This window comes from Martinezella hainanensis, from assembly GCF_900094555.1.
Taxonomy (GTDB): Bacteria; Pseudomonadota; Alphaproteobacteria; order Rhizobiales; family Rhizobiaceae; genus Rhizobium; species Rhizobium hainanense.
In genome coordinates this window covers 173,967-192,424 of the sequence record NZ_FMAC01000002.1, presented here as the reverse complement: position 1 = coordinate 192,424, position 18,458 = coordinate 173,967, and the positions used below count along the sequence as shown (strand labels likewise).

Below are 18,458 nucleotides of genomic sequence, written 5' to 3'. Positions count from 1 at the left end.
TTTTTCCGGAGGAGCTTGCGGCTCCTCCAATCATGTTTTCAAGGAGACCATTGATGAAGGCCAAACTCGGCATGTCGCCCATCGCCTGGTGGAACGACGACCTTCCTGAGCTCAGCGACGACGTATCGCTCCAGGAATGCCTGCGGCAATCGCGCGGCGCCGGCTTCACCGGCATGGAACAGGGCCGCCGCTTCCCCAGCAATCCGGAGGAGATGCTGCCGATCCTGCGCGCCGCCGACGTGACGCTCTGCGGCGGCTGGTTCTCCGGCACCCTCGTCAACGAGGAGCTCGCCGCCAACAAGGACCGCATCGCGCCGATGATCGAGCTGTTCAAGGCCGTCAACGCGCCTTGCATCGTCTATGGCGAAGTCGGCCGCTCCATCCAGGGCGACCGCTCCAAGCCGCTCGCCACCAAGCCGCGCCTTTCGGATGACGAGATGAAGGCCTATGCCCGCCGCGTCACCGAATTCGGCGAATGGTGCGCCGCACAGGGCATGCCGCTTTCCTATCACCACCATATGGCCGCCGTCGTCGAAACCGAGCCGGAACTCGACGCTTTCATGCGCAATTCCGGCGCGGGCATTCCGCTGTTGCTCGATGCAGGCCATCTCGCCTTTGCCGGCGGTGACGTGCTGCGCGCCATCGACAACCACCATGCCCGCATCAACCACGTCCACGTCAAGGATATCCGCAAATCGGTTGTCGATGGGCTGGACCGCAGCCGGCAGTCCTTCCTCGATGCTGTCGCGCTCGGCGCGTTCACGGTACCGGGCGACGGTTCGCTCGATTTCGGCGCCATCGTCCAGCGTTTCGCCGATTACGGCTATGAGGGCTGGTTTGTCGTCGAAGCCGAACAGGATCCGCGCAAGGCGCCGCCGCAGAAGATGGCCGAGATCGGCCATGCCGAGCTGATGCGCGTCATGACGGCAGCAGGTTATACTGTGGAAACCGAAGGCTTTCCCAAGGGATAGCTAGAGCGCTTCCGCTTTTCTTCGAATAGCGAAAACGCTCTAGCTCTTTGTTATCTAGCAATTCCGGACGGAAAACCGCTGCGCACTTTTCCTGGAATTGCTCGAGAGATGAGCGCCCCTCGCCCCATCGCAAGGATGGGAAGGGGCGTTCTCCCAAGCAATGGAGAAAGAACCATGCCCAATCTCAAGGTCAAACCAGACGGCTCCCATGGCCGCGTCACCCATGTCACGCCTGATAGCGCCGGCTGGACCTATGTCGGCTTCGATCTTCATCGCCTGAAGCCGGGCGAAACCGCTTCGGCCGAAACCGGCGACCGCGAAGTCTGCCTCGTCTGGGTCAGCGGCAAGGGAAGCGCCAAGGCCGGCGCAAAGGATTTCGGCTCGCTCGGCGGGCGCATGAGCCCCTTCGAGGGCGCGCCCCACGCGCTCTATGTTCCGGCGGGATCGAGCTGGTCGGTGACCGCCGAGACCGATCTGGAACTCGCCGTCTGCTCGGCACCGGGCGGCGGCTCCCATGAAGCCCGCGCCATTCCGCCGGGCACGCATCCGGCGCTGACGCGCGGCAAGGGCACGAATGTCCGCTACGTCAACAACATCATGCCGGAAGATGACGGTGCGGCGCATTCGCTACTGGTCGTGGAAGTGATCACGCCGGGCGGGCACACCTCTTCCTATCCTCCGCACAAGCATGACCAGGACGATCTCCCGAACGAGAGCTTTCTCGAGGAGACCTATTACCATCGCCTCAACCCGCCGCAGGGTTTCGGCTTCCAGCGCGTCTATACGGATGACCGGTCGCTGGATGAAGTCATGGCGCTGGAGGATGGCGACGTGACGCTGGTACCGAAGGGATATCACCCCTGCGCCGCCTGCCACGGCTACGATCTCTACTATCTCAACGTCATGGCCGGCCCGAAGCGCATCTGGAAATTCCATAATGCCGTCGAGCATGAATGGCTGCTCAAGTCCTGAGGTGGTGTCGTCGTTCTAACACCCGCCCTCGTGGTTCGAGGCTCCGGCTCCTTCGCCGAACTCAGGTGCCTATGCACCTCACCATGAGGGCTAATCTTCCATGTAAGACAGCTCACTAAGCTCGCTTCATACGACAGGTGCGCTCCATCCTCACCCTGAGGCGCGAAGCCTAGAAGGGTGAGGATGGCCCCGAACTTCCCACCAGATGAGGCCGCGCCTGAAAGCGCGGCCCTTTTCATGTCATGCGGGCAGCAGGCCGTAGCGCCATTTCCGATCCCTGGCATTGCGCGACAGCACGAACCAGGTGAGCAGGATCATCCCCGCTTCCGCGAAGATCGGCGTCATCCAGATCCCCCGTTCGCCGAAGACGAGTGGCAGGAGAAATGTCAGCGGCAAGGTGAACAGATAGGACCGCGACAGTCCTAAGATCGCGCCGCGTTTCGCATCGCCGATCGACTGGAAGTAGGACGACAGGATGATCGCCTGACCGAAGAGGAAATAGGCGCCGATCGTCCACGGCAGGATGCGTCCGACTTCCTCGACGATCAGGGGATCGGCCACGAAGATCGAGCCCAGATGCCCGGCCAGTAGTTCAACGATCAGTTCGACCACCGCGCAGTAGACCAAGGCCGAGATCATCGCGATGACAACGCTATGGCCGACACGGGCGGGAAGCGCTGCGCCGTGATTGTGGCCAGATATGGTCTGCAGCGCGATGCTCAAGCCGAGAAGCGGCAGATAGGCGAAGGTCATCACGCGGGTGACGATGCCATAGGCGCCGACGGTCGCGACATAATCCCCCTGGTGCCAGATCGACACATTGAAGAGGATCGCCGCCGAGCTCAGCGAAATGCCGATGAAACCGAGGCTCATCGGTGCGCCGAAGGCAAAGATGCCTCGCCACTCACTGATATGCAGACCCATATCGACCCAAAGCCCATTCGGCCGACGCAGACGATAAACGACGACAATCATCAGGCAGATGAATTGCGCCAGGATCGAGCCGCCGGCGGAACCGACGACACCCCAATGTGCCACAGCCATCAACAGCCAGTTTACCAGGATGTTGAGCAGCGTCGAGGCAAGCGTCACCAGCGTCATGAAACCGAGCTTCCCTTCGCAGCGCAGCCCGTCGAGATGGATCGACAGGAAGAAGCTGATCGGCGCGAAGGCGACCATGACGCCCATGAAGGCCTCGGCGCTGCGGGCGACATCGGCGTTTCCTGCCGCAGCCACAGCGATGAACTGCCGGGCGACAAGCCAGTAGACAATATTGACGAGCACGACGACGGCGATCGCCAGCGTATGGGCACCGGTGAACACGGCCTTCGCGCCATCGCGATCTCCGGCTCCGAGGCGACGGGCGAGAATGCTCGCCATACCATTGGAAACCAGTGTCTGCAGCGCAATCAGCAGCATCAGCGCGGGAAAGATGAGGCTGACGGCGGACAGCGCGTCGGCGCCGACATAGACGCCGAGGAAATAGGCATCGACGACGGCAAACAGGCCGCTGACGGTGGTGATGACAACGATTGGCGCAGCCGTCTTGGCAAAGACGCCGGGCAGCCAGCCGGTGAGGAACATATTGTTTTCGGTCGTGTGCGTCATGGTGGTATCCGGACGGAATTGCTCGCTATCGGCGAAGATAGCGGCCTATCGATAAAGGATGAAGGTTAGATGTCGAGAACCAGGTGCGGCACGCCATTCGACGTCCTGCGCGGCGAAATGCCGTCGGCATCGACCTGGGCGTTGATGCGCTGGCGGAATGCAGAAAAGCTCTCGAACTCCACCACATCGACGGGTTCGTCGAAATGAATGGTGATCCGATAAAGCCCGCCTGATTTCGCCGACATCGCGAGAACCTTGCCGGTGAACGGCTTGTTCAGGTAGCGCCCGCGCACGGCGGAGCCGACATCGAAGGGCGCATCCGGCCCGTCGTTTGGTTTTGCCGCAAGCGCCGACAGCGTGTTCCAATCGCGCAGCCCATGCTGCTTGGCGATGAGTTCCAGCGCCGTCGAGTGGCTCATGTCGTCGCCGCGCTCGGCCATGGCCTGACGCAGACGCCGGGCCTGAGCCTTCAATGCATCTATGGACGGATACGTCGTCATAGGATCAGCCTTTGCTAAGGCACGCAATTACGACCGTGAAACGGAGCTCGCATTACCGTCAGTCAGCATGCCCTGAATGGCTGTGACCAATAACAGCGAGGACTTCACCTTGGATTTTCATCCGCGAGCGGCAGGCGCCTCGAACCGAGCTTTCGTATGATCGAAGCCGATCTCGCTGTCAAGATGCGCCCAAATCGGCACAAAAGACGAACCCGTTAAAATTCTACCAATGCAATTGACGCTTCCGCAAAATCTCCGTGCAAGGTTCATGCTGTAACCGAGATGAATTCGGTCTGTTCTTCAACAGGGAATGACAATGCTTCGCGCAACCCATCTGGCGAAAGTCAAATCCGAAGTCTACGAACGGAGCTGGGAACGCTTCTACGTTCAGAGGCCGGCGCGCCTCGTGGCGGTTCGTCCCTGTCTCACGGGCATTTCCGTGCGCAGCGCGGAGATTACCGACATCTCGCGCGGCGGCGCGAGCTTCACCGTCGCCACGACGGTCGGCCTGCCGACCCATTACTATCTGAACATCCTCGGCCTTGCCTACCGCATCGCCTGCGCCGAAATCAGCCGCAACGACAACCGCGTCCATGTCCGCTTCATCAACCTGATCGAACCGGAAACCCTGCGCCGCGTCGTACGCGCCGATTTTATGATCGGCAACGCCGAAGCGATGGCTGCACGCGGCAGAAGGCAAAAGGTATAAATTCGGCTTTACGCCCTCAATCGTTTCGCACGCCTCCGCGGGCATATCGTGCAGGCGGCATGCCTGCGTATCGCGCAAAGGCGACGCTGAACGTGCTTGCCGATCCGTAGCCAACGCGTTCAGCTACCTGATCCATCCCCAATTCGCGGCTGCGCAATAGCTGCTTTGCGAGAGCCATGCGCCAAGCCAATAGATATTCCATTGGCGGCAGGCCAACGACGCGGCTGAAACGCGCAAAGAATGCCGATCGGGACAGGGCCGCTTCGGTTGCAAGATCTGCCACAGTCCATGGATGGGCAGGACGTGCATGCATCGCGTGAAGTGCTGCAGCCAGGCGTTCATCGGCAAGGCCGCGGCTCAAGCTCGACGTGACGGTTGTTTCCGTGCCGGATCGCAAAGCCTCGATCAACAATACCTCCAGCAACCGTTCCAGCACCAGTTCGCGGGCCGGCCGGCGCTCCCGTGTTTCCTCGCCGACCAATTGCATCAGCGTCGCGAGTCTGGGCTCGTCGCGAACGATAATCACATCAGGCAAGAGGGAAACGAGCAAGGCCGCGTCCGGCGCGCCGAAACTGCAATGCCCTATGCGCATGCGCATATCCGCCGGCCCTTCGAGGCGGCCGACACGGAAATGGCCGCCGCTCAACTGCGTCGGAACCGTGGCGGGCAGATCGGCCGGTGCGTCGACGCTCTCGTTGACAAGGTCGCGCATGGCCGGCACGAGCACGAAATCACCGGCCTGGAGGATGAAAGGCTGATGTCCTCCAAACGTTACGCGGCAACGCCCCTCAAGGATTGCGCAGTAGAATGGTTCGCCCGTGGCCTCCCGATGAATTCGCCAGGAGCCAGCGCATTCTACCAGTTTGGAAAAGCGTGCGGCCGGCTGCAGCAGCGTGACGATTTCGGCAAGGGGATCGACTGTCATAATCAGGACTAACGCTAAAGAAATGGAGACTGCAGCTTATATAAAGTCTCTCGCCCGGTCACTACCATGGCATCATTCCTTTTGTTTGGAGAAGCTTATGTCCACGATATTGATCACCGGTTGCTCGTCTGGCTTCGGCCTGGAGACTGCGAAACTGTTTTTTGAACGAGGGTGGGATGTGATCGCGACAATGCGCACGCCCAAACCCGAGCTACTACCGGTTTCCGAACGCCTGCGTATTCTCGCGCTCGACGTCACCAATCCGGCAAGTATCGCGCAAGCTGTGAAGGCTGCCGGCCCGATAGACGTATTGGTCAACAATGCCGGTTTCGGAGCGCCCTCACCAATCGAGCTGACCGCGCCGGAGACGGTGCAGTCGCTGTTCCAGACAAATACGATCGGCACATTGGCGATGGTTCAGGCCGTATTGCCCCAGATGCGTCAACGTCGGGCCGGCGTCATCGTCAACGTCACCTCCACGGTGACGGTCAAGACTCTGCCGGTGATTGGGATCTACCGGGCGAGCAAGGCAGCGGTGAACGCCTTCACCGAGTCCTTGTCGGTGGAGATGGAGCCGTTTGGCGTGCGGGTGCATATTGTCCTGCCAGGCCGTTCGCCGGAAACCCGCTTTGGGGAGAATGCACGTCCACATTTGCGTGGTTTGGGCGATCCGGATTACGCGCCATTGATCCAGCAATTCATAAAGAATGTGCAGGATGACACCGGCCCCGTGACCTACGCTCCCGACGTGGCGAAGGCGGTGTGGCGGGCAGCCACCGATCCATCCGCTCCGCTGCGAATTGCGGGCGGCGCGGATGCCGAACTCTGGATGGCTGAGGCAGGTTTGTAACCGGAAACGGTGGTAGCCGAAAAGCTGCTGCCGTTCCGCCTTCGACCATGCATTATCGGGAACGCGCAGCCGTCTGGCGAAGCGCGTTTCCCCTGTTTCATGGATTATCGAACAGGTGATCCTTCATCGGTTGCGATAAGCACAAATGGCGCAATACGGACGAAGGTCTTTCCGCTCTTGCAACCACCCGCCAAGCGCCTATTCTGCCGCACCCTGCAACTGATTTCGGGAAACAAAGCCAGCATGTCCGCCTTCTCGCGCTTCACGCCGCTGATCAGCGCCCTGCCCTCCACCGTTCCTTTCGTCGGCCCCGAGGCGCTGGAGCGTCAGCGTGGACTCAGCGTCAAAGCCCGCATCGGCGCCAATGAAAACGGCTTCGGGCCGGCACCCTCCGTCATCGCCGCCATGCGCGAGCGGGCCGGCGACATCTGGATGTACAACGACCCGGAAAATTACGAGCTGAAGCAGGCGCTTGCGGCGCATCTCGGCGTACAGCCGGCCAATATCGCCGTTGGCGAAGGCATCGACAGCCTGCTCGGTCTCATCGCCCGGATGGTGATCGAGCCTGGCACGCCCGTCGTCACCTCCCTTGGCGGCTATCCCACTTTCAATTTCCATGTCGTCGGTTTTGGTGGTCGCCTGGTTACCGTTCCCTATGTCGATGATCGCGAGGACCTCGATGGATTGCTCGAAGCGGTGAAGCGCGAGAACGCGCCGCTCGTCTATTTCGCCAATCCCGACAATCCGATGGGAAGCTGGTGGGATGCCGACAAGATCGTCGCCTTTGCCCGTGCGCTGCCGGAAAACTGCCTTCTGATCCTGGACGAGGCCTACAGCGAAACGGGGCCTGCAAGCTCGCTGCCTGATATCTCAGCCCTGATCGACCTGCCGAACGTGCTGCGCACCCGCACCTTCTCCAAGGCCTACGGCCTTGCCGGCGCCCGTGTCGGCTATGTCATCGGCGCGCCCGAGACGGTGCTCACTTTCGACAAGATCCGCAACCATTTCGGCATGAACAGGCTCGCGACCGTGGCGGCGCTCGCGGCGCTGAAGGATCAGGCCTATCTCGCCGAGGTGGTCGGCAAGATCCGGGCGGCGCGTGAGCAGATCGGCACCATCGCCCGCGACAACGGACTTTTGCCGCTCGCCTCCGCCACGAACTTCGTCGCCATCGATTGCGGACGGGACGGCACCTATGCCCGAGCGATCGTCGACGGGTTGATCCAGCACGGCGTCTTCATCCGCATGCCAGGCGTGGCACCGCTCAACCGCTGCATCCGCGTCAGCGTCGGCCCGAAGCAGGATCTGGAGCTGCTTGCCGAAGCGCTGCCCAAGGTGCTGAAGGCGATCGGCTAAGCCCAAAACGACGAAACCGCGCCTGCCTTGTCCCGGCCGGTCGCGGTTTTCATCATTTCGGCGTTCGCCTCTCCCTCGACCGCCGACACCCCTCCTTCGAGATCAGTCAGTACGTCGTATTGTTTGCGGCACGCCTCAGTGCGTGGTCATCCACTCGCGGGCGGCGCGCAGCGCCGTAGCGAGCTGCATCTTCGTCAAGGTCGCTGCGACGTCGGCACGAAGCTCGGCGGCGCGCTCGCTGCCACGGATGGCCGCGATATTCAACCATTTGTGGGCGGCAACGAGATCTGCATTGCAGCCCCTGCCGGTCGCGTAGCTCACGCCCAGTTCGCAAAGGGCATCGGCGCCGTTACCACCCATCATGGCATTTCCAGACATCGTCGTTTCGAAGCGTGCCATTGTTATTATCCCTGTTTGACTTCTGTTTGTATCTGCCCTGTTTTCCGTTGGAACCTTGCCGTCGTTCGCGGCTTTCCGGTTCTTCCGGCCGGCGGGTTTGCCCCGCTCGTTTGATGGCTTCACTATCGCAGACGGCTTTCAAAAAACGCCTAAAATGCATGATTAATTCGATGCAAACAAAGTGCAAATGCTTGGTAAACTTGGGATTTTGTTAAACATCGCTTCCCTTGCAAATTAAGGATTTTCGCGCGAGCTTAACCTTCCGTTAGGATTTGGATTTAAACCCTTCGTTCACCACAAAAAGAGCGCAGTTCAATCGGATGCCGTGTTTCAGCACAGCGCAGATGTCCAACGGAACAGGGAATTTGCGCTCCGAAAACCATATTTACCTTTACGTTCGCGTTAGATAATCTCACCACATTCCCGGTTACAGAACCGGATGACGCCTGGGGGGGAGGAATAAGATCATGATCCGTGCCACCATTCTTGCTGCTGCAACGCTATTGAGCGCGAGTGCCGCCTTTGCCGAAGAACCGATCGTCGGCAACTGGAAAACCGTGGCTGGCGACACCGCCGCCATTGCGCCCTGCGGCGACAGCTATTGCGTGACGCTGAAGACGGGCAAATATGCCGGCAAGCAGATCGGCAAGATGCAAGGCAAGGGCGGCAGCTATACCGGCCAGCTGACCGACCCCTCCGAAGACAAGACTTATAGCGGTTCCGGCACAATCAGCGGCAATAGCATCAAGATGCAGGGCTGCGTTCTGAAGGTATTCTGCAAGTCTCAGACCTGGACGAGGCTCTGAAAAGACCCCCATCCCTCACGATAGACACTATAGCGCCTGCCCGCCATCAGCCGGCAGCCTCTTATTATTTGCCTGCGGACAGAAGCAGGCGAGCATTCGAAACCGGTAATATTTATGAACGCCGGATGAACCGGTATCTCAGCACCTGTTCAGCCTGACCATGGCAAAACAGTGTCCAGTATAGGGCACGGGTAGGCCAGGAACATGGACTCGATCATCATCGCGCGGCGCTTCGTTGTTATCATGCTGTTTGCCGCCGTCTTCGCATTCAGCTTCTCGGTTGCGGTCGAACACGCCGGCCGCAGCGGCGCACAATCGCATTTCGGCGCAAGCTTCACCTGCGTGCAGACCGGCGCGCCTTACTGCACGACGGTACAATAACCAACGCCTGCGCGACAACCCTCGCGCAGGCCCATGGGCGGCCGCAAAAATAGCTGCGAGAATCCAGGCCGCCTCATGCAACGTCGTTTGCTTGTAACCAACGACACTCTATAATGGCGCATGAGCAACAGAATCTCTCCCTTTTCACCCCTCGACATCTCCTCCCCCAGCCCGTTCCAGCCGCGGACCTTCGATGATCCGGGCAAGGCCGTCGAAGCGCTGACGGAGCTTTACGAGCGCAACACCGCGTTCCTGATCGACAATTTCACCAAGCTCGCCCAGGGCGCGCCGATCACCGCGCGCTATCGCGCCTTCTATCCGCAGGTCAGCATCGAGACGACGAGCTTCGGTCATGTCGACTCGCGCCTCTCCTACGGCCATGTCACCGCGCCCGGCGTCTACACGACGACGATCACCCGCCCGCAGCTCTTCAAGCACTACCTCAAGGAACAGCTGACATTGCTGATGCGCAGCCACAATGTTCCGGTGGTCGTATCGGAATCGACGACGCCCATTCCGATCCATTTCGCTTTCGGCGAAGGCGCTCATGTCGAAGCATCCGCCACGGTTTTCGAAGATATTCCGCTGCGCGATCTCTTCGATACGCCGGACTTGAACACCACGGACGATGAAATCGCCAACGGCGAATATATCCCGCCGCCGGGCGAGCCCTCCCCGCTTGCGCCGTTTACCGCACAGCGCATCGACTATTCGCTGGCCCGCCTCGTTCACTACACGGCGACGAGTGCGGCGCATTTCCAGAATTTCGTGCTGTTTACGAACTACCAGTTCTATATCGACGAATTCTGCAAGTGGGCGCGCGACCTGATGGCGAGCGGCGGCGACGGCTATACGGCCTTCGTCGAGCCCGGCAACATCATCACGCCGGCCGGAGCGAGCCAGCCGGAAGGTGATACGACGCCGCCGCGCCTGCCGCAGATGCCGGCCTACCATCTGAAGAAGAAGGGACATGCCGGGATCACCATGATCAATATCGGCGTCGGCCCTTCCAACGCCAAGACGATCACCGACCACGTCGCCGTGCTTCGCCCCCACGCCTGGCTGATGCTCGGCCATTGCGCCGGCTTGCGCAACAGCCAGCGGCTGGGCGACTACGTGCTTGCCCATGCCTATATGCGCGAGGACCACGTTCTCGACGACGACCTGCCGGTCTGGGTGCCGATCCCGGCGCTGGCCGAAGTGCAGGTCGCACTCGAAGCAGCCGTTGCCGAAATCACCGGCTATGAGGGCTTCGAGCTGAAGCGCATCATGCGCACGGGCACGGTGGGCACCATCGACAACCGCAACTGGGAACTGCGCGATCAGGCAGGCCCGGTCAAGCGGCTGTCGCAGGCCCGCGCTGTCGCGCTCGATATGGAATCGGCAACGATCGCCGCCAACGGCTTCCGCTTCCGCGTTCCCTACGGCACGCTGCTCTGCGTTTCGGACAAGCCGCTGCATGGCGAGCTGAAACTGCCTGGCATGGCGACGGCCTTCTATCGCACGCAGGTAAACCAGCACCTGCAGATCGGCATCCGCGCCATCCAGAAACTGGCCGCCATGCCGCCCGAAGCGCTGCATTCGCGCAAGCTGCGCAGCTTCTTTGAAACGGCATTCCAGTAGGCAACGGGGCTTTCGCCCTGGAGCCTTTCCGCTTTTCTTCGAATCGCGAAAACGCTCTATCCTTTTGTTGTCATGTAATTCCAGGAAAACCGCTGCGCACCTTTCCTGGAATTGCTCTATTGTCCATCCGCAGATACCGAATGTACCTGACCAGCGGCCGCGACTTGCGGCCGTTCATCGTTTGGCGATGCGCCCCAGCTCAGGCACAGAATCAGCAAGGCAAAGCCCGCAAATCCGAGCCAGGTGCGGAAAACGACCCTCCCGATATCTGCCGAGTCGAGGAGTTCCTCTTCCGACAGCGTCTTCCTTTGCCAGTAATGAACGATTGCGGCTTCCAGACTGTACATTTCCGTGTCTCCTTGTCGTGTTGACGGAACTGGTCGACCGGGCTCGGGCTTTTTCGACAGGGCCGAAAATTTTTGTCATGCTGCGGATCGGGATGTCGATTTGCTGGGAGGTCGCTCGTCTATGGCCGTCAGCAAGTTGAAAAGGAGGCGCTGCGATGAAATATCTCTGCCAGGTCTGGTTCGATGGCACGACGCTCGACGTCATGACCAAGGAGGAAAAGCACAAGCTCGATTCGGATTCGCTCGGCTACGACCGCGATCTGATGGCGAGCGGCAACATGATCCACGCCGAAGCGCTGCAATCGCCAAGGTCCGCCGTGACGGTGCGGGTTCGCAATGGCGAGACCGCGGTAACGGATGGGCCTTTCATCGAAACCAAGGAGTATCTTGGCGGCTTCATCTTGGTCGAGGCGAAGGACCTGAACGATGCGATCCGGATTGCCGCCGGCATCCCGCTCGCCAAACTCGGCGCCATCGAGGTGCGACCGATCTATTCCTTCGGCCCGGACGTTTGAGGAGGCAACGATGAAGTTCCTTTGCCAAGTGTGGTTCGAGAGCGCAGAAATCGCCAAGATTTCCGAAGAGGAAGGGCGAAAGCTGACGCAGGATTCGATCGACAACGACAACCGGCTGCGCGACAGCGGCCATCTCATCGTCGCCAACGCCTTGCGCGAGCCACAGACGGCAAAGACCGTCCGGGTGCGTCGGGGCGAAACCGCCGTTACCGACGGCCCCTTCGCGGAGATCAAGGAGCATCTCGGCGGCTTCGTGCTGATCGAGGCGCGGGACATGAAGGAAGCGACGGAAATCGCTGCCACCTTCCCCGTCGCGCGCTACGGCATGATCGAGGTTCGCGCCGCCTTCGATATCCGCTTTCCGGACGAATGACAGAGAAAGGAAAATACATGCGGTTTCTATGTCTGATCTACACATCCGTTGACGTCGACGGACGGCTGACGCCGAACGAGATGAACCACCTGATCGGCGAGCACTTCGTCTTCGACGAGGGCTTGCGGCAGGACGGCACCATGATCGTTTCGGATGCGCTGGCACTGCCAGACACATCGATCGTCATCCGCCCGGACGGCAAAGGGTTTTCGGTGACGGACGGGCCATTCGTGGAGACGAAGGAGCATCTGGCCGGCTTCTATCTGCTTGAGGCCCCCAATCTTGAGGGAGCAACGGAGATCGCCAAGCGCATTCCCTCGGCGCGTTACGGCGCCATCGAGATCCGCCCGGTACGCATCCTGACACTTCACGGAGATCTCGCGGAGAATAGGTGACGCTCGTGTCGCTGAACCAGACCATCGAAGGCATCTATCGCAGCCACTCGCGCCGCGTGCTGGCAACGCTGATCCGTCTGCTCGGCGATTTCGACCGGGCCGAGGAAGCGCTCCACGATGCCTTTGCGGCGGCAGCACAGCAATGGACTGACGAGACGATCCCCGCCAATCCCTATGCCTGGCTTGTCTCCGCCGGGCGCTTTCGTGCCATCGACCACATCAGGCGGCGGACGCGTTTCGACGCAGCCCGCTCGGACATTGCAGATAGCCTTTACCCGGAGGGAGAGGCGATGGAAATCGCCGAAAACGAAGAGATCGAAGACGACATGTTGCGGCTGATCTTCACCTGCTGTCATCCCCTCATTCCCGCCGAAGCGCGGATGGCGATGGCGCTTCGCGAGGTATGTGGGCTGACGACGGAAGAAATCGCCCACGCGTTTCTGATCCCGGCGCCGACCGTCGCCCAGCGCATCGTCCGCGCCAAGAACCGCATCCGCGCCGACCATATTCCCTATGAGGTCCCCAGCAAGATCGAACTGCCGGAGCGGCTGGCACAGGTGCTGCATGTCATCTATCTCGTCTTCAACGAGGGGTATTCGGCATCATCGGGCGCTGCAATCGTCCGTGCCGATCTTGCCGCGGAGGCCATACGGCTTGGCAGGCTGTTGCTGCAGCTATTGCCGGAATCGGAGGTCGAAGGATTGCTTGCGATCATGCTGCTGCAGGATTCGCGGCGACATGCGCGCACCGACACATCCGGCGATCTGGTACTGCTTGTCGATCAGGATCGTGCGCTGTGGGATCGCGGCCAGATCCGTGAAGGCTTGGCGCTGTCGGATAGAGCGATGGCGGCCGAAAGCGTCGGCAGCTATGCCCTGCAGGCCGCGATCGCGGCGGAACATGCGCGCGCCGTGACCGCAGACGATACCGACTGGCGGCAGCTGGTGATGCTCTACGACCTCTTGCTGATCGCAAGCCCCTCCCCGGTGATCGAGCTCAATCGGGCGGTGGCTATCTCGATGCGCGATGGGCCGGCGGCCGCACTTTCCATCGTCGACGGGCTGCTGCAGGAGGAGCGCATGGGGCGGTATCACCTCACCCATGCGGCGAAAGCGGATTTCCTGCGCCAGCTTGGCCGGACGGATGAGGCACGGCAATCCTATCACACGGCGCTTTCGCTATGCCAGCAGGCGCCGGAGCAGGCATTCCTGCGCAGGCGATTGGCCGAACTCGGCGAACAGACCCGACACTAAAGCACGTCGCGATCTTTCGGATTCGCTTTGGGCGCTTCAGGTCTTCGATTTGGCGCATGTCATTGTCGCAAAACCGCTGCACACTTTTGCGTGACATGCGTTAAAGCGCGCCGCAATCGTTCAGGGGGCGGCCACACGTTTGCGCGAGACCAGCAATCCGATCGCCGTTCCCGTCAGCGCTGAGACCACGATCAGGAGGTGAGCATTGATGCTGGCTTGGGCCAGATTTTCGATTGCCTCCTTCGTGCTCGAAGCACCGAAGGCCATGGCGCCGGCGGTGATGCCGGCCGGATAGGTGCCAACGCCGCCCGGCGCGTGGACCGGCAGGACTGATGATAATTCGCCGCCGAGCGCGCCGCCGAAGCTTGCCGAAAGCGGCGTGACGTTCATCAGGCCGAGCGCCCAGGCCAGTACCACGACCTTGACCAGCCAGTTGACGATGGTTGTCAGCCAGGCGCGTGCAAAGGCTCTGATATCGACCGGCAAGCCGCGTTCCAGCTCATGCACCAGCCCTTGCGCCTTCTTCGGCAGGATGCGAGCGGCAAGACGGATCAGCGGCCGCCGCGAGGCAAAGCCCGCGACCGGCAACAGCAGGAAAACCGCCCATACGACCCAGGCCAAGACATGATAGGGCGAGGCAAGAGCAAGACCGATGCCGGCGGCGGCCAGCAGCGCATGCAGGTCGAGCAGCCGCATGACGAACAGCGCCGATGTGCCACGCGCCAGCGGAATGCCGAATTCGGACCGCATCAGTACCGGGAAGCTCGTTTCGCCAGTGCGGAAGGGCATCATGATGTTCAACAGGTTATGAACCTGCGTCACGCGGAAGAGCGCGGCGAAATGGCCCGCCGTTTCCTTCGGGAAATAATCATAGATGCGCCAGGTCCGCAGAAAGTAGGTGCCGGTCAGAAGCGCCAGCGCCAGAAGGATCGGCAAGGCGCCGACCTTGCCCCATTGCGCCAGGATCGAGCTCCAGCCCCAGAACCATTCGATGAAGGCGGCGTAGGCTACGACAACGCCGAGCGTCAGCAGCGTCATTCGGTTGCGAATAAACCAATTCTGTCGGCTGGCAACCGTCGGAGTCTTCATGTAGTTAGGGCACCCAAATGCGAGCGGAAGGCTGAAACCGGACTTTTCGCTCGTTGCGTCCGGCAGGCACTGCCGGTCTTTTAGGAGAAACAAGTGTTGCAGACAACGGCAGAGTCGACCCTCCCCCAGGCCGATCCGGCAAGCCCCCTTGAGCTTTCGCTGGTCGTGCCCGTCTTCAACGAGGAAGAAAGCGTCGGACCGCTGATCGAGCGCATCAGTTCCGCGATGGCTGGATTTGCCAAATCCTGGGAGCTGATCCTGGTCGATGACGGCAGCACGGACGCAACGCTCGTCAATGCCCGCCGCTCGCTTTCGCAGGAAGGGCTGACGCTGCGTATCGTCGAGCTTCAGCGCAATTTCGGCCAGACGGCAGCCATGCAGGCCGGCATCGATGCGGCCAACGGCCGCCTCATCGCCACCATGGACGGCGATCTGCAGAACGACCCGAAGGACATCCCTTCGATGGTCGAGGAGCTGGAACGACGCCAGCTCGACCTGCTCGTCGGCTGGCGCAAGAACCGCCAGGACGGCCTGCTGCTGCGCAAGATCCCTTCCTGGTGCGCCAATTACCTGATCGGCCGCATCACCGGCGTGAAGCTGCACGACTATGGCTGCAGCCTGAAGATCTATCGCTCCTCCATCATCAAGCAGGTCAAGCTGATGGGCGAGATGCACCGCTTCATCCCGGCCTGGGTCGCCGGTGTGGTGCCAAGCTCGCGCATCGGCGAAGTGCCGGTTACCCATCACGCTCGCCAGCACGGCACGTCGAAATACGGGATTTCACGCACCTTCCGCGTCATCCTCGATCTGCTGTCGGTGATGTTCTTCATGCGCTACAAGGCACGGCCGGGCCACTTCTTCGGCTCGCTCGGCCTCGGCCTCGGCGCGCTCGCCGGCCTGATCCTGCTCTGGCTCTTCATCGACAAGTTCATCTTCGGCGATGATATCGGCAGCCGTCCGCTGCTGATGGTCGGCGTCGTGCTGCTCCTGTCGTCGGTTCAGATGATCACCACGGGCATCCTCGCCGAAATGATCGCCCGCATCTATTATCGCGACGATCTCTCGCCGAATTACATTGTCCGCAAGATCTTCGATCGGGACCATCAGGACGCATAGGCACAGGCCTATCCGCAACAGGAGCTGAGCGGCGCATGAGCTCGAAGGACGATATCATGAGCCTGCTGTCGGACACGGCAGACCTGCCACCGTGGCGGACGACGGGTTCAACGCATCTGGTCCATGATCGCTGGCTGAAGGTTCGTGCCGACAACTGCGTGACGGCGGAAGGCGTGGAGATCGCGCCCTACTACGTGCTGGAATATCCCGACTGGGTCGAGATCATCGCGCTCGATGCCGAGGATCATATCTATCTCGTCCAGCAATATCGTCATGCATTGGGCGTCGTGGCGCTTGAGCTTCCGGGTGGAGCCATGGATGCGAGCGATGCAAGCCCGGTAGAAGCCGCGGCGCGCGAGCTGCGCGAGGAAGCCGGGCTCTCCTCCACCGATTGGGATTATGTCGGCAAGCTTGCGCCCAACCCGGCCACGCATACCAACCTCGCGCATATCGTCATTGCCCGTAATGTTGAATTCAGCACCAAGCCGGCGGACGACCCGACGGAACGCATCCGCCTGATCCGCATGCCGATCCGGCAGGCAATCGAGCTGGCGCTGGAAGGGAAAATGATCCAGATGATCCACGTCGCAGCACTCACCCTTGCCCTTCACAAGGCGGGCAAGTGGGACGTGCCGACGCCCAAGCCCTAATCAGGACTTCATCTCCGCCCAGACGGCATTTAGCGCATCACGTGCGATGCGTACCATCGCATCCACCTCCTCATGGCTGATGACGAGCGGCGGCGAGGCCAGCATGCGGTCGCCGGTTGCGCGCAGCACGAGACCGTTTGCCAGGGCATGGTTGCGCACGGCGGAGCCGATCGCATCCGGCTTTTCAAAGCGGCGGCGGGTGGATTTGTCGGCGGCGAGCTGCAGACCGCCCATCAGGCCGATGCTGACGGCTTCGCCGACCATATCGTGATCGGCAAGGCTGCCCCAAGCCTTGGCGAAGTACGGACCGATATCGTCACGCACGCGCTCGACCAGCCCTTCCTCCTCGATGATCCGGAGGTTTTCGAGCGCCGCCGCCGCGCAGACCGGGTGGCCGGAATAGGTGAAGCCGTGGTTGAACTCGCCGACTTCATTGATCAGCACATCGGCGATGCGGTCGCTGACGAGCACGCCGCCGATCGGCAGGTAGCCCGACGATAGTCCCTTGGCGATCGGAGCGAGATCGGGTTCGACGCCGAAATGCTGATGGCCGAACCATGCGCCGAGACGGCCGAAGCCGCAGATCACCTCATCGCAGACGAGCAGGATGTTCCTCGCCTTGCAGATGCGCGCAACCTCGGGCCAGTAGGTCGACGGCGGGATGACGACGCCGCCGGCGCCCTGCACCGGCTCGGCGACGAAGGCTGCGACATTATCCTCGCCCAGCTCATCGATCTTGGCCTCGAGTTCGCGGGCAACCTTCAGACCGAATTCTTCCGGCGAGAGATCGCCGCCCTCGGCATACCAATAGGGCTGGCCGATATGAACGATGCCCGGGATCGGCAGGTCGCCCTGCTCGTGCATGTATTTCATGCCGCCCATGCTGGCGCCGGCAACGGTCGAGCCGTGATAGCCGTTCTTGCGGGCGATGATGGTCTTCTTCGTCGGCTTGCCCACGGCACCCCAGTAAACCCTCGCCATGCGGAACCAGGTGTCGTTGGCCTCGGAGCCGGAATTGGTGAAGAACACGTGGTTGAACCGCGGTCCGGCATGGGCGCAGACCTTCTCCGCAAGAAGCGTTGCCGGCGTGGTCGTGGTGCCGAAGAAGGTGTTGTAATAGGGCAGCTCGTTCATCTGCCGGGCAACGGCGTCGGCAATTTCGGCGCGGCCATAGCCGATGTTGACGCACCAGAGGCCGGCAAATCCATCCAGATACTTCCGCCCTTCCGCATCGAAAATATACACGCCCTCACCGCGCTGGATGACGCGTGCACCATCCGCGTTCAACTTCTTCATGTCCGCGAAGGGATGAAGATGATGAGTGGCATCGAGGGCGGCGAGATTGGAGCGGCTTGGCGTGTCGGACATGGTTGAAACTCACCTCATTGCGATTGGTGTCTGTCAGGCAAGCCTTCCGACGCCGCGACTATGTGCGTGGCCCCTCACCCCAACCCTCTCCCCGTCGAACGGGGAGAGGGAGTTTTCGTGCCACATGCCCCTGTGAGCGAGGCTAAGCATCGGAGAGTCCCTTCTCCCCGCGATGCGGGGAGAGGGTTGGGGTGAGGGGCCTGGCACGAAGCCGCAACGTAGCCAGACTTGACTGAAAGCTATCTTGGTTTA

At 61.1% G+C, this 18,458-nt stretch carries 21 protein-coding genes; 14 read left to right on the top strand and 7 right to left on the bottom strand.

Going from position 1 to position 18,458, the window contains the following annotated elements; genetic code table 11:
* Positions 1-53: 53 nt before the first annotated feature.
* Positions 54-971, top strand: coding sequence for a myo-inosose-2 dehydratase (iolE, locus tag GA0061100_RS07330; RefSeq protein WP_075852097.1), 918 nt, complete (start codon positions 54-56; stop codon positions 969-971).
* A 174-nt stretch (positions 972-1,145) separates the two neighbouring features.
* A complete protein-coding gene (gene iolB / locus GA0061100_RS07325) occupies positions 1,146-1,943 on the top strand; it encodes a 5-deoxy-glucuronate isomerase (RefSeq protein WP_075852096.1) in 798 nt (265 codons plus the stop codon).
* 240 nt (positions 1,944-2,183) lie between these two features.
* Here iolB and GA0061100_RS07320 read toward each other — a convergent pair whose 3' ends face one another.
* Together GA0061100_RS07320 and GA0061100_RS07315 are read right to left on the bottom strand one after the other, a co-directional pair.
* A complete protein-coding gene (locus GA0061100_RS07320) occupies positions 2,184-3,551 on the bottom strand; it encodes an MATE family efflux transporter (RefSeq protein WP_075852095.1) in 1,368 nt (455 codons plus the stop codon).
* A 65-nt stretch (positions 3,552-3,616) separates the two neighbouring features.
* On the bottom strand, positions 3,617-4,051 hold the full coding sequence (locus GA0061100_RS07315) for a glyoxalase superfamily protein (RefSeq protein ID WP_075852094.1): 435 nt from the start codon (positions 4,049-4,051) through the stop codon (positions 3,617-3,619).
* 310 nt (positions 4,052-4,361) lie between these two features.
* On the opposite strand from GA0061100_RS07315, the gene GA0061100_RS07310 reads away from it, so the two are divergent.
* Positions 4,362-4,760 (top strand): pilus assembly protein PilZ, encoded by a 399-nt coding sequence (locus GA0061100_RS07310; RefSeq protein ID WP_075852093.1) that lies wholly within the window; start codon positions 4,362-4,364, stop codon positions 4,758-4,760.
* A gap of 16 nt (positions 4,761-4,776) precedes the next feature.
* On the opposite strand, the gene GA0061100_RS07305 is transcribed toward GA0061100_RS07310, so the two are convergent.
* Positions 4,777-5,685: an AraC family transcriptional regulator gene (locus GA0061100_RS07305; RefSeq protein WP_075852092.1), complete on the bottom strand. Its 909-nt coding sequence runs from the start codon at positions 5,683-5,685 to the stop codon at positions 4,777-4,779.
* Positions 5,686-5,782: 97 nt separating this feature from the next.
* On the opposite strand from GA0061100_RS07305, the gene GA0061100_RS07300 reads away from it, so the two are divergent.
* Together GA0061100_RS07300 and GA0061100_RS07295 are read left to right on the top strand one after the other, a co-directional pair.
* Complete coding sequence (locus GA0061100_RS07300; protein ID WP_075852091.1) at positions 5,783-6,535, top strand: SDR family oxidoreductase; 753 nt, start codon at positions 5,783-5,785, stop codon at positions 6,533-6,535.
* Positions 6,536-6,778: 243 nt separating this feature from the next.
* Complete coding sequence (locus tag GA0061100_RS07295) at positions 6,779-7,891, top strand: pyridoxal phosphate-dependent aminotransferase (RefSeq protein ID WP_075852090.1); 1,113 nt, start codon at positions 6,779-6,781, stop codon at positions 7,889-7,891.
* A gap of 135 nt (positions 7,892-8,026) precedes the next feature.
* On the opposite strand, the gene GA0061100_RS07290 is transcribed toward GA0061100_RS07295, so the two are convergent.
* Complete coding sequence (locus GA0061100_RS07290) at positions 8,027-8,290, bottom strand: SEL1-like repeat protein (RefSeq protein ID WP_075852089.1); 264 nt, start codon at positions 8,288-8,290, stop codon at positions 8,027-8,029.
* 467 nt (positions 8,291-8,757) lie between these two features.
* Here GA0061100_RS07290 and GA0061100_RS07285 point away from each other — a divergent pair, with 467 nt between their 5' ends.
* From GA0061100_RS07285 to GA0061100_RS07280, 3 genes are all read left to right on the top strand, one after another.
* Positions 8,758-9,096, top strand: a complete 339-nt coding sequence (locus GA0061100_RS07285; protein ID WP_075852088.1) for a DUF2147 domain-containing protein — start codon at positions 8,758-8,760, stop codon at positions 9,094-9,096.
* Positions 9,097-9,300: 204 nt separating this feature from the next.
* Entirely contained in the window at positions 9,301-9,477 is a 177-nt protein-coding gene (locus tag GA0061100_RS34815) for a hypothetical protein (RefSeq protein WP_015339266.1), read from the top strand.
* A gap of 120 nt (positions 9,478-9,597) precedes the next feature.
* On the top strand, positions 9,598-11,100 hold the full coding sequence (locus GA0061100_RS07280; protein ID WP_075852087.1) for an AMP nucleosidase: 1,503 nt from the start codon (positions 9,598-9,600) through the stop codon (positions 11,098-11,100).
* Positions 11,101-11,216: 116 nt separating this feature from the next.
* Here GA0061100_RS07280 and GA0061100_RS07275 read toward each other — a convergent pair whose 3' ends face one another.
* Entirely contained in the window at positions 11,217-11,447 is a 231-nt protein-coding gene (locus GA0061100_RS07275; protein WP_075852086.1) for a hypothetical protein, read from the bottom strand.
* A 155-nt stretch (positions 11,448-11,602) separates the two neighbouring features.
* Here GA0061100_RS07275 and GA0061100_RS07270 point away from each other — a divergent pair, with 155 nt between their 5' ends.
* The 4 genes from GA0061100_RS07270 to GA0061100_RS07255 are packed head-to-tail and all read left to right on the top strand — an operon-like array spanning position 11,603 to position 13,983.
* On the top strand, positions 11,603-11,962 hold the full coding sequence (locus GA0061100_RS07270) for a YciI family protein (protein ID WP_075852085.1): 360 nt from the start codon (positions 11,603-11,605) through the stop codon (positions 11,960-11,962).
* A 10-nt stretch (positions 11,963-11,972) separates the two neighbouring features.
* The gene (locus tag GA0061100_RS07265; protein WP_075852084.1) at positions 11,973-12,335 is read left to right on the top strand and encodes a YciI family protein; all 363 of its coding nucleotides are present in this window, start codon (positions 11,973-11,975) and stop codon (positions 12,333-12,335) included.
* Positions 12,336-12,352: 17 nt separating this feature from the next.
* The gene (locus GA0061100_RS07260) at positions 12,353-12,730 is read left to right on the top strand and encodes a YciI family protein (protein ID WP_075852083.1); all 378 of its coding nucleotides are present in this window, start codon (positions 12,353-12,355) and stop codon (positions 12,728-12,730) included.
* 11 nt (positions 12,731-12,741) lie between these two features.
* The gene (locus tag GA0061100_RS07255; protein ID WP_075852616.1) at positions 12,742-13,983 is read left to right on the top strand and encodes an RNA polymerase sigma factor; all 1,242 of its coding nucleotides are present in this window, start codon (positions 12,742-12,744) and stop codon (positions 13,981-13,983) included.
* 120 nt (positions 13,984-14,103) lie between these two features.
* Here the strand turns inward: GA0061100_RS07255 and GA0061100_RS07250 are convergent, their stop codons facing one another.
* Positions 14,104-15,072 (bottom strand): lysylphosphatidylglycerol synthase domain-containing protein, encoded by a 969-nt coding sequence (locus tag GA0061100_RS07250; protein ID WP_075852082.1) that lies wholly within the window; start codon positions 15,070-15,072, stop codon positions 14,104-14,106.
* Between the two features lie 96 nt (positions 15,073-15,168).
* Here GA0061100_RS07250 and GA0061100_RS07245 point away from each other — a divergent pair, with 96 nt between their 5' ends.
* Together GA0061100_RS07245 and GA0061100_RS07240 are read left to right on the top strand one after the other, a co-directional pair.
* The gene (locus tag GA0061100_RS07245) at positions 15,169-16,188 is read left to right on the top strand and encodes a glycosyltransferase family 2 protein (protein ID WP_075852615.1); all 1,020 of its coding nucleotides are present in this window, start codon (positions 15,169-15,171) and stop codon (positions 16,186-16,188) included.
* A 35-nt stretch (positions 16,189-16,223) separates the two neighbouring features.
* On the top strand, positions 16,224-16,838 hold the full coding sequence (locus GA0061100_RS07240) for an NUDIX hydrolase (protein WP_075852081.1): 615 nt from the start codon (positions 16,224-16,226) through the stop codon (positions 16,836-16,838).
* Here GA0061100_RS07240 and GA0061100_RS07235 read toward each other — a convergent pair whose 3' ends face one another.
* On the bottom strand, positions 16,839-18,206 hold the full coding sequence (locus tag GA0061100_RS07235; RefSeq protein WP_075852080.1) for an aspartate aminotransferase family protein: 1,368 nt from the start codon (positions 18,204-18,206) through the stop codon (positions 16,839-16,841). It abuts the gene before it with no gap.
* Between the last annotated feature and the right edge of the window lie 252 nt (positions 18,207-18,458).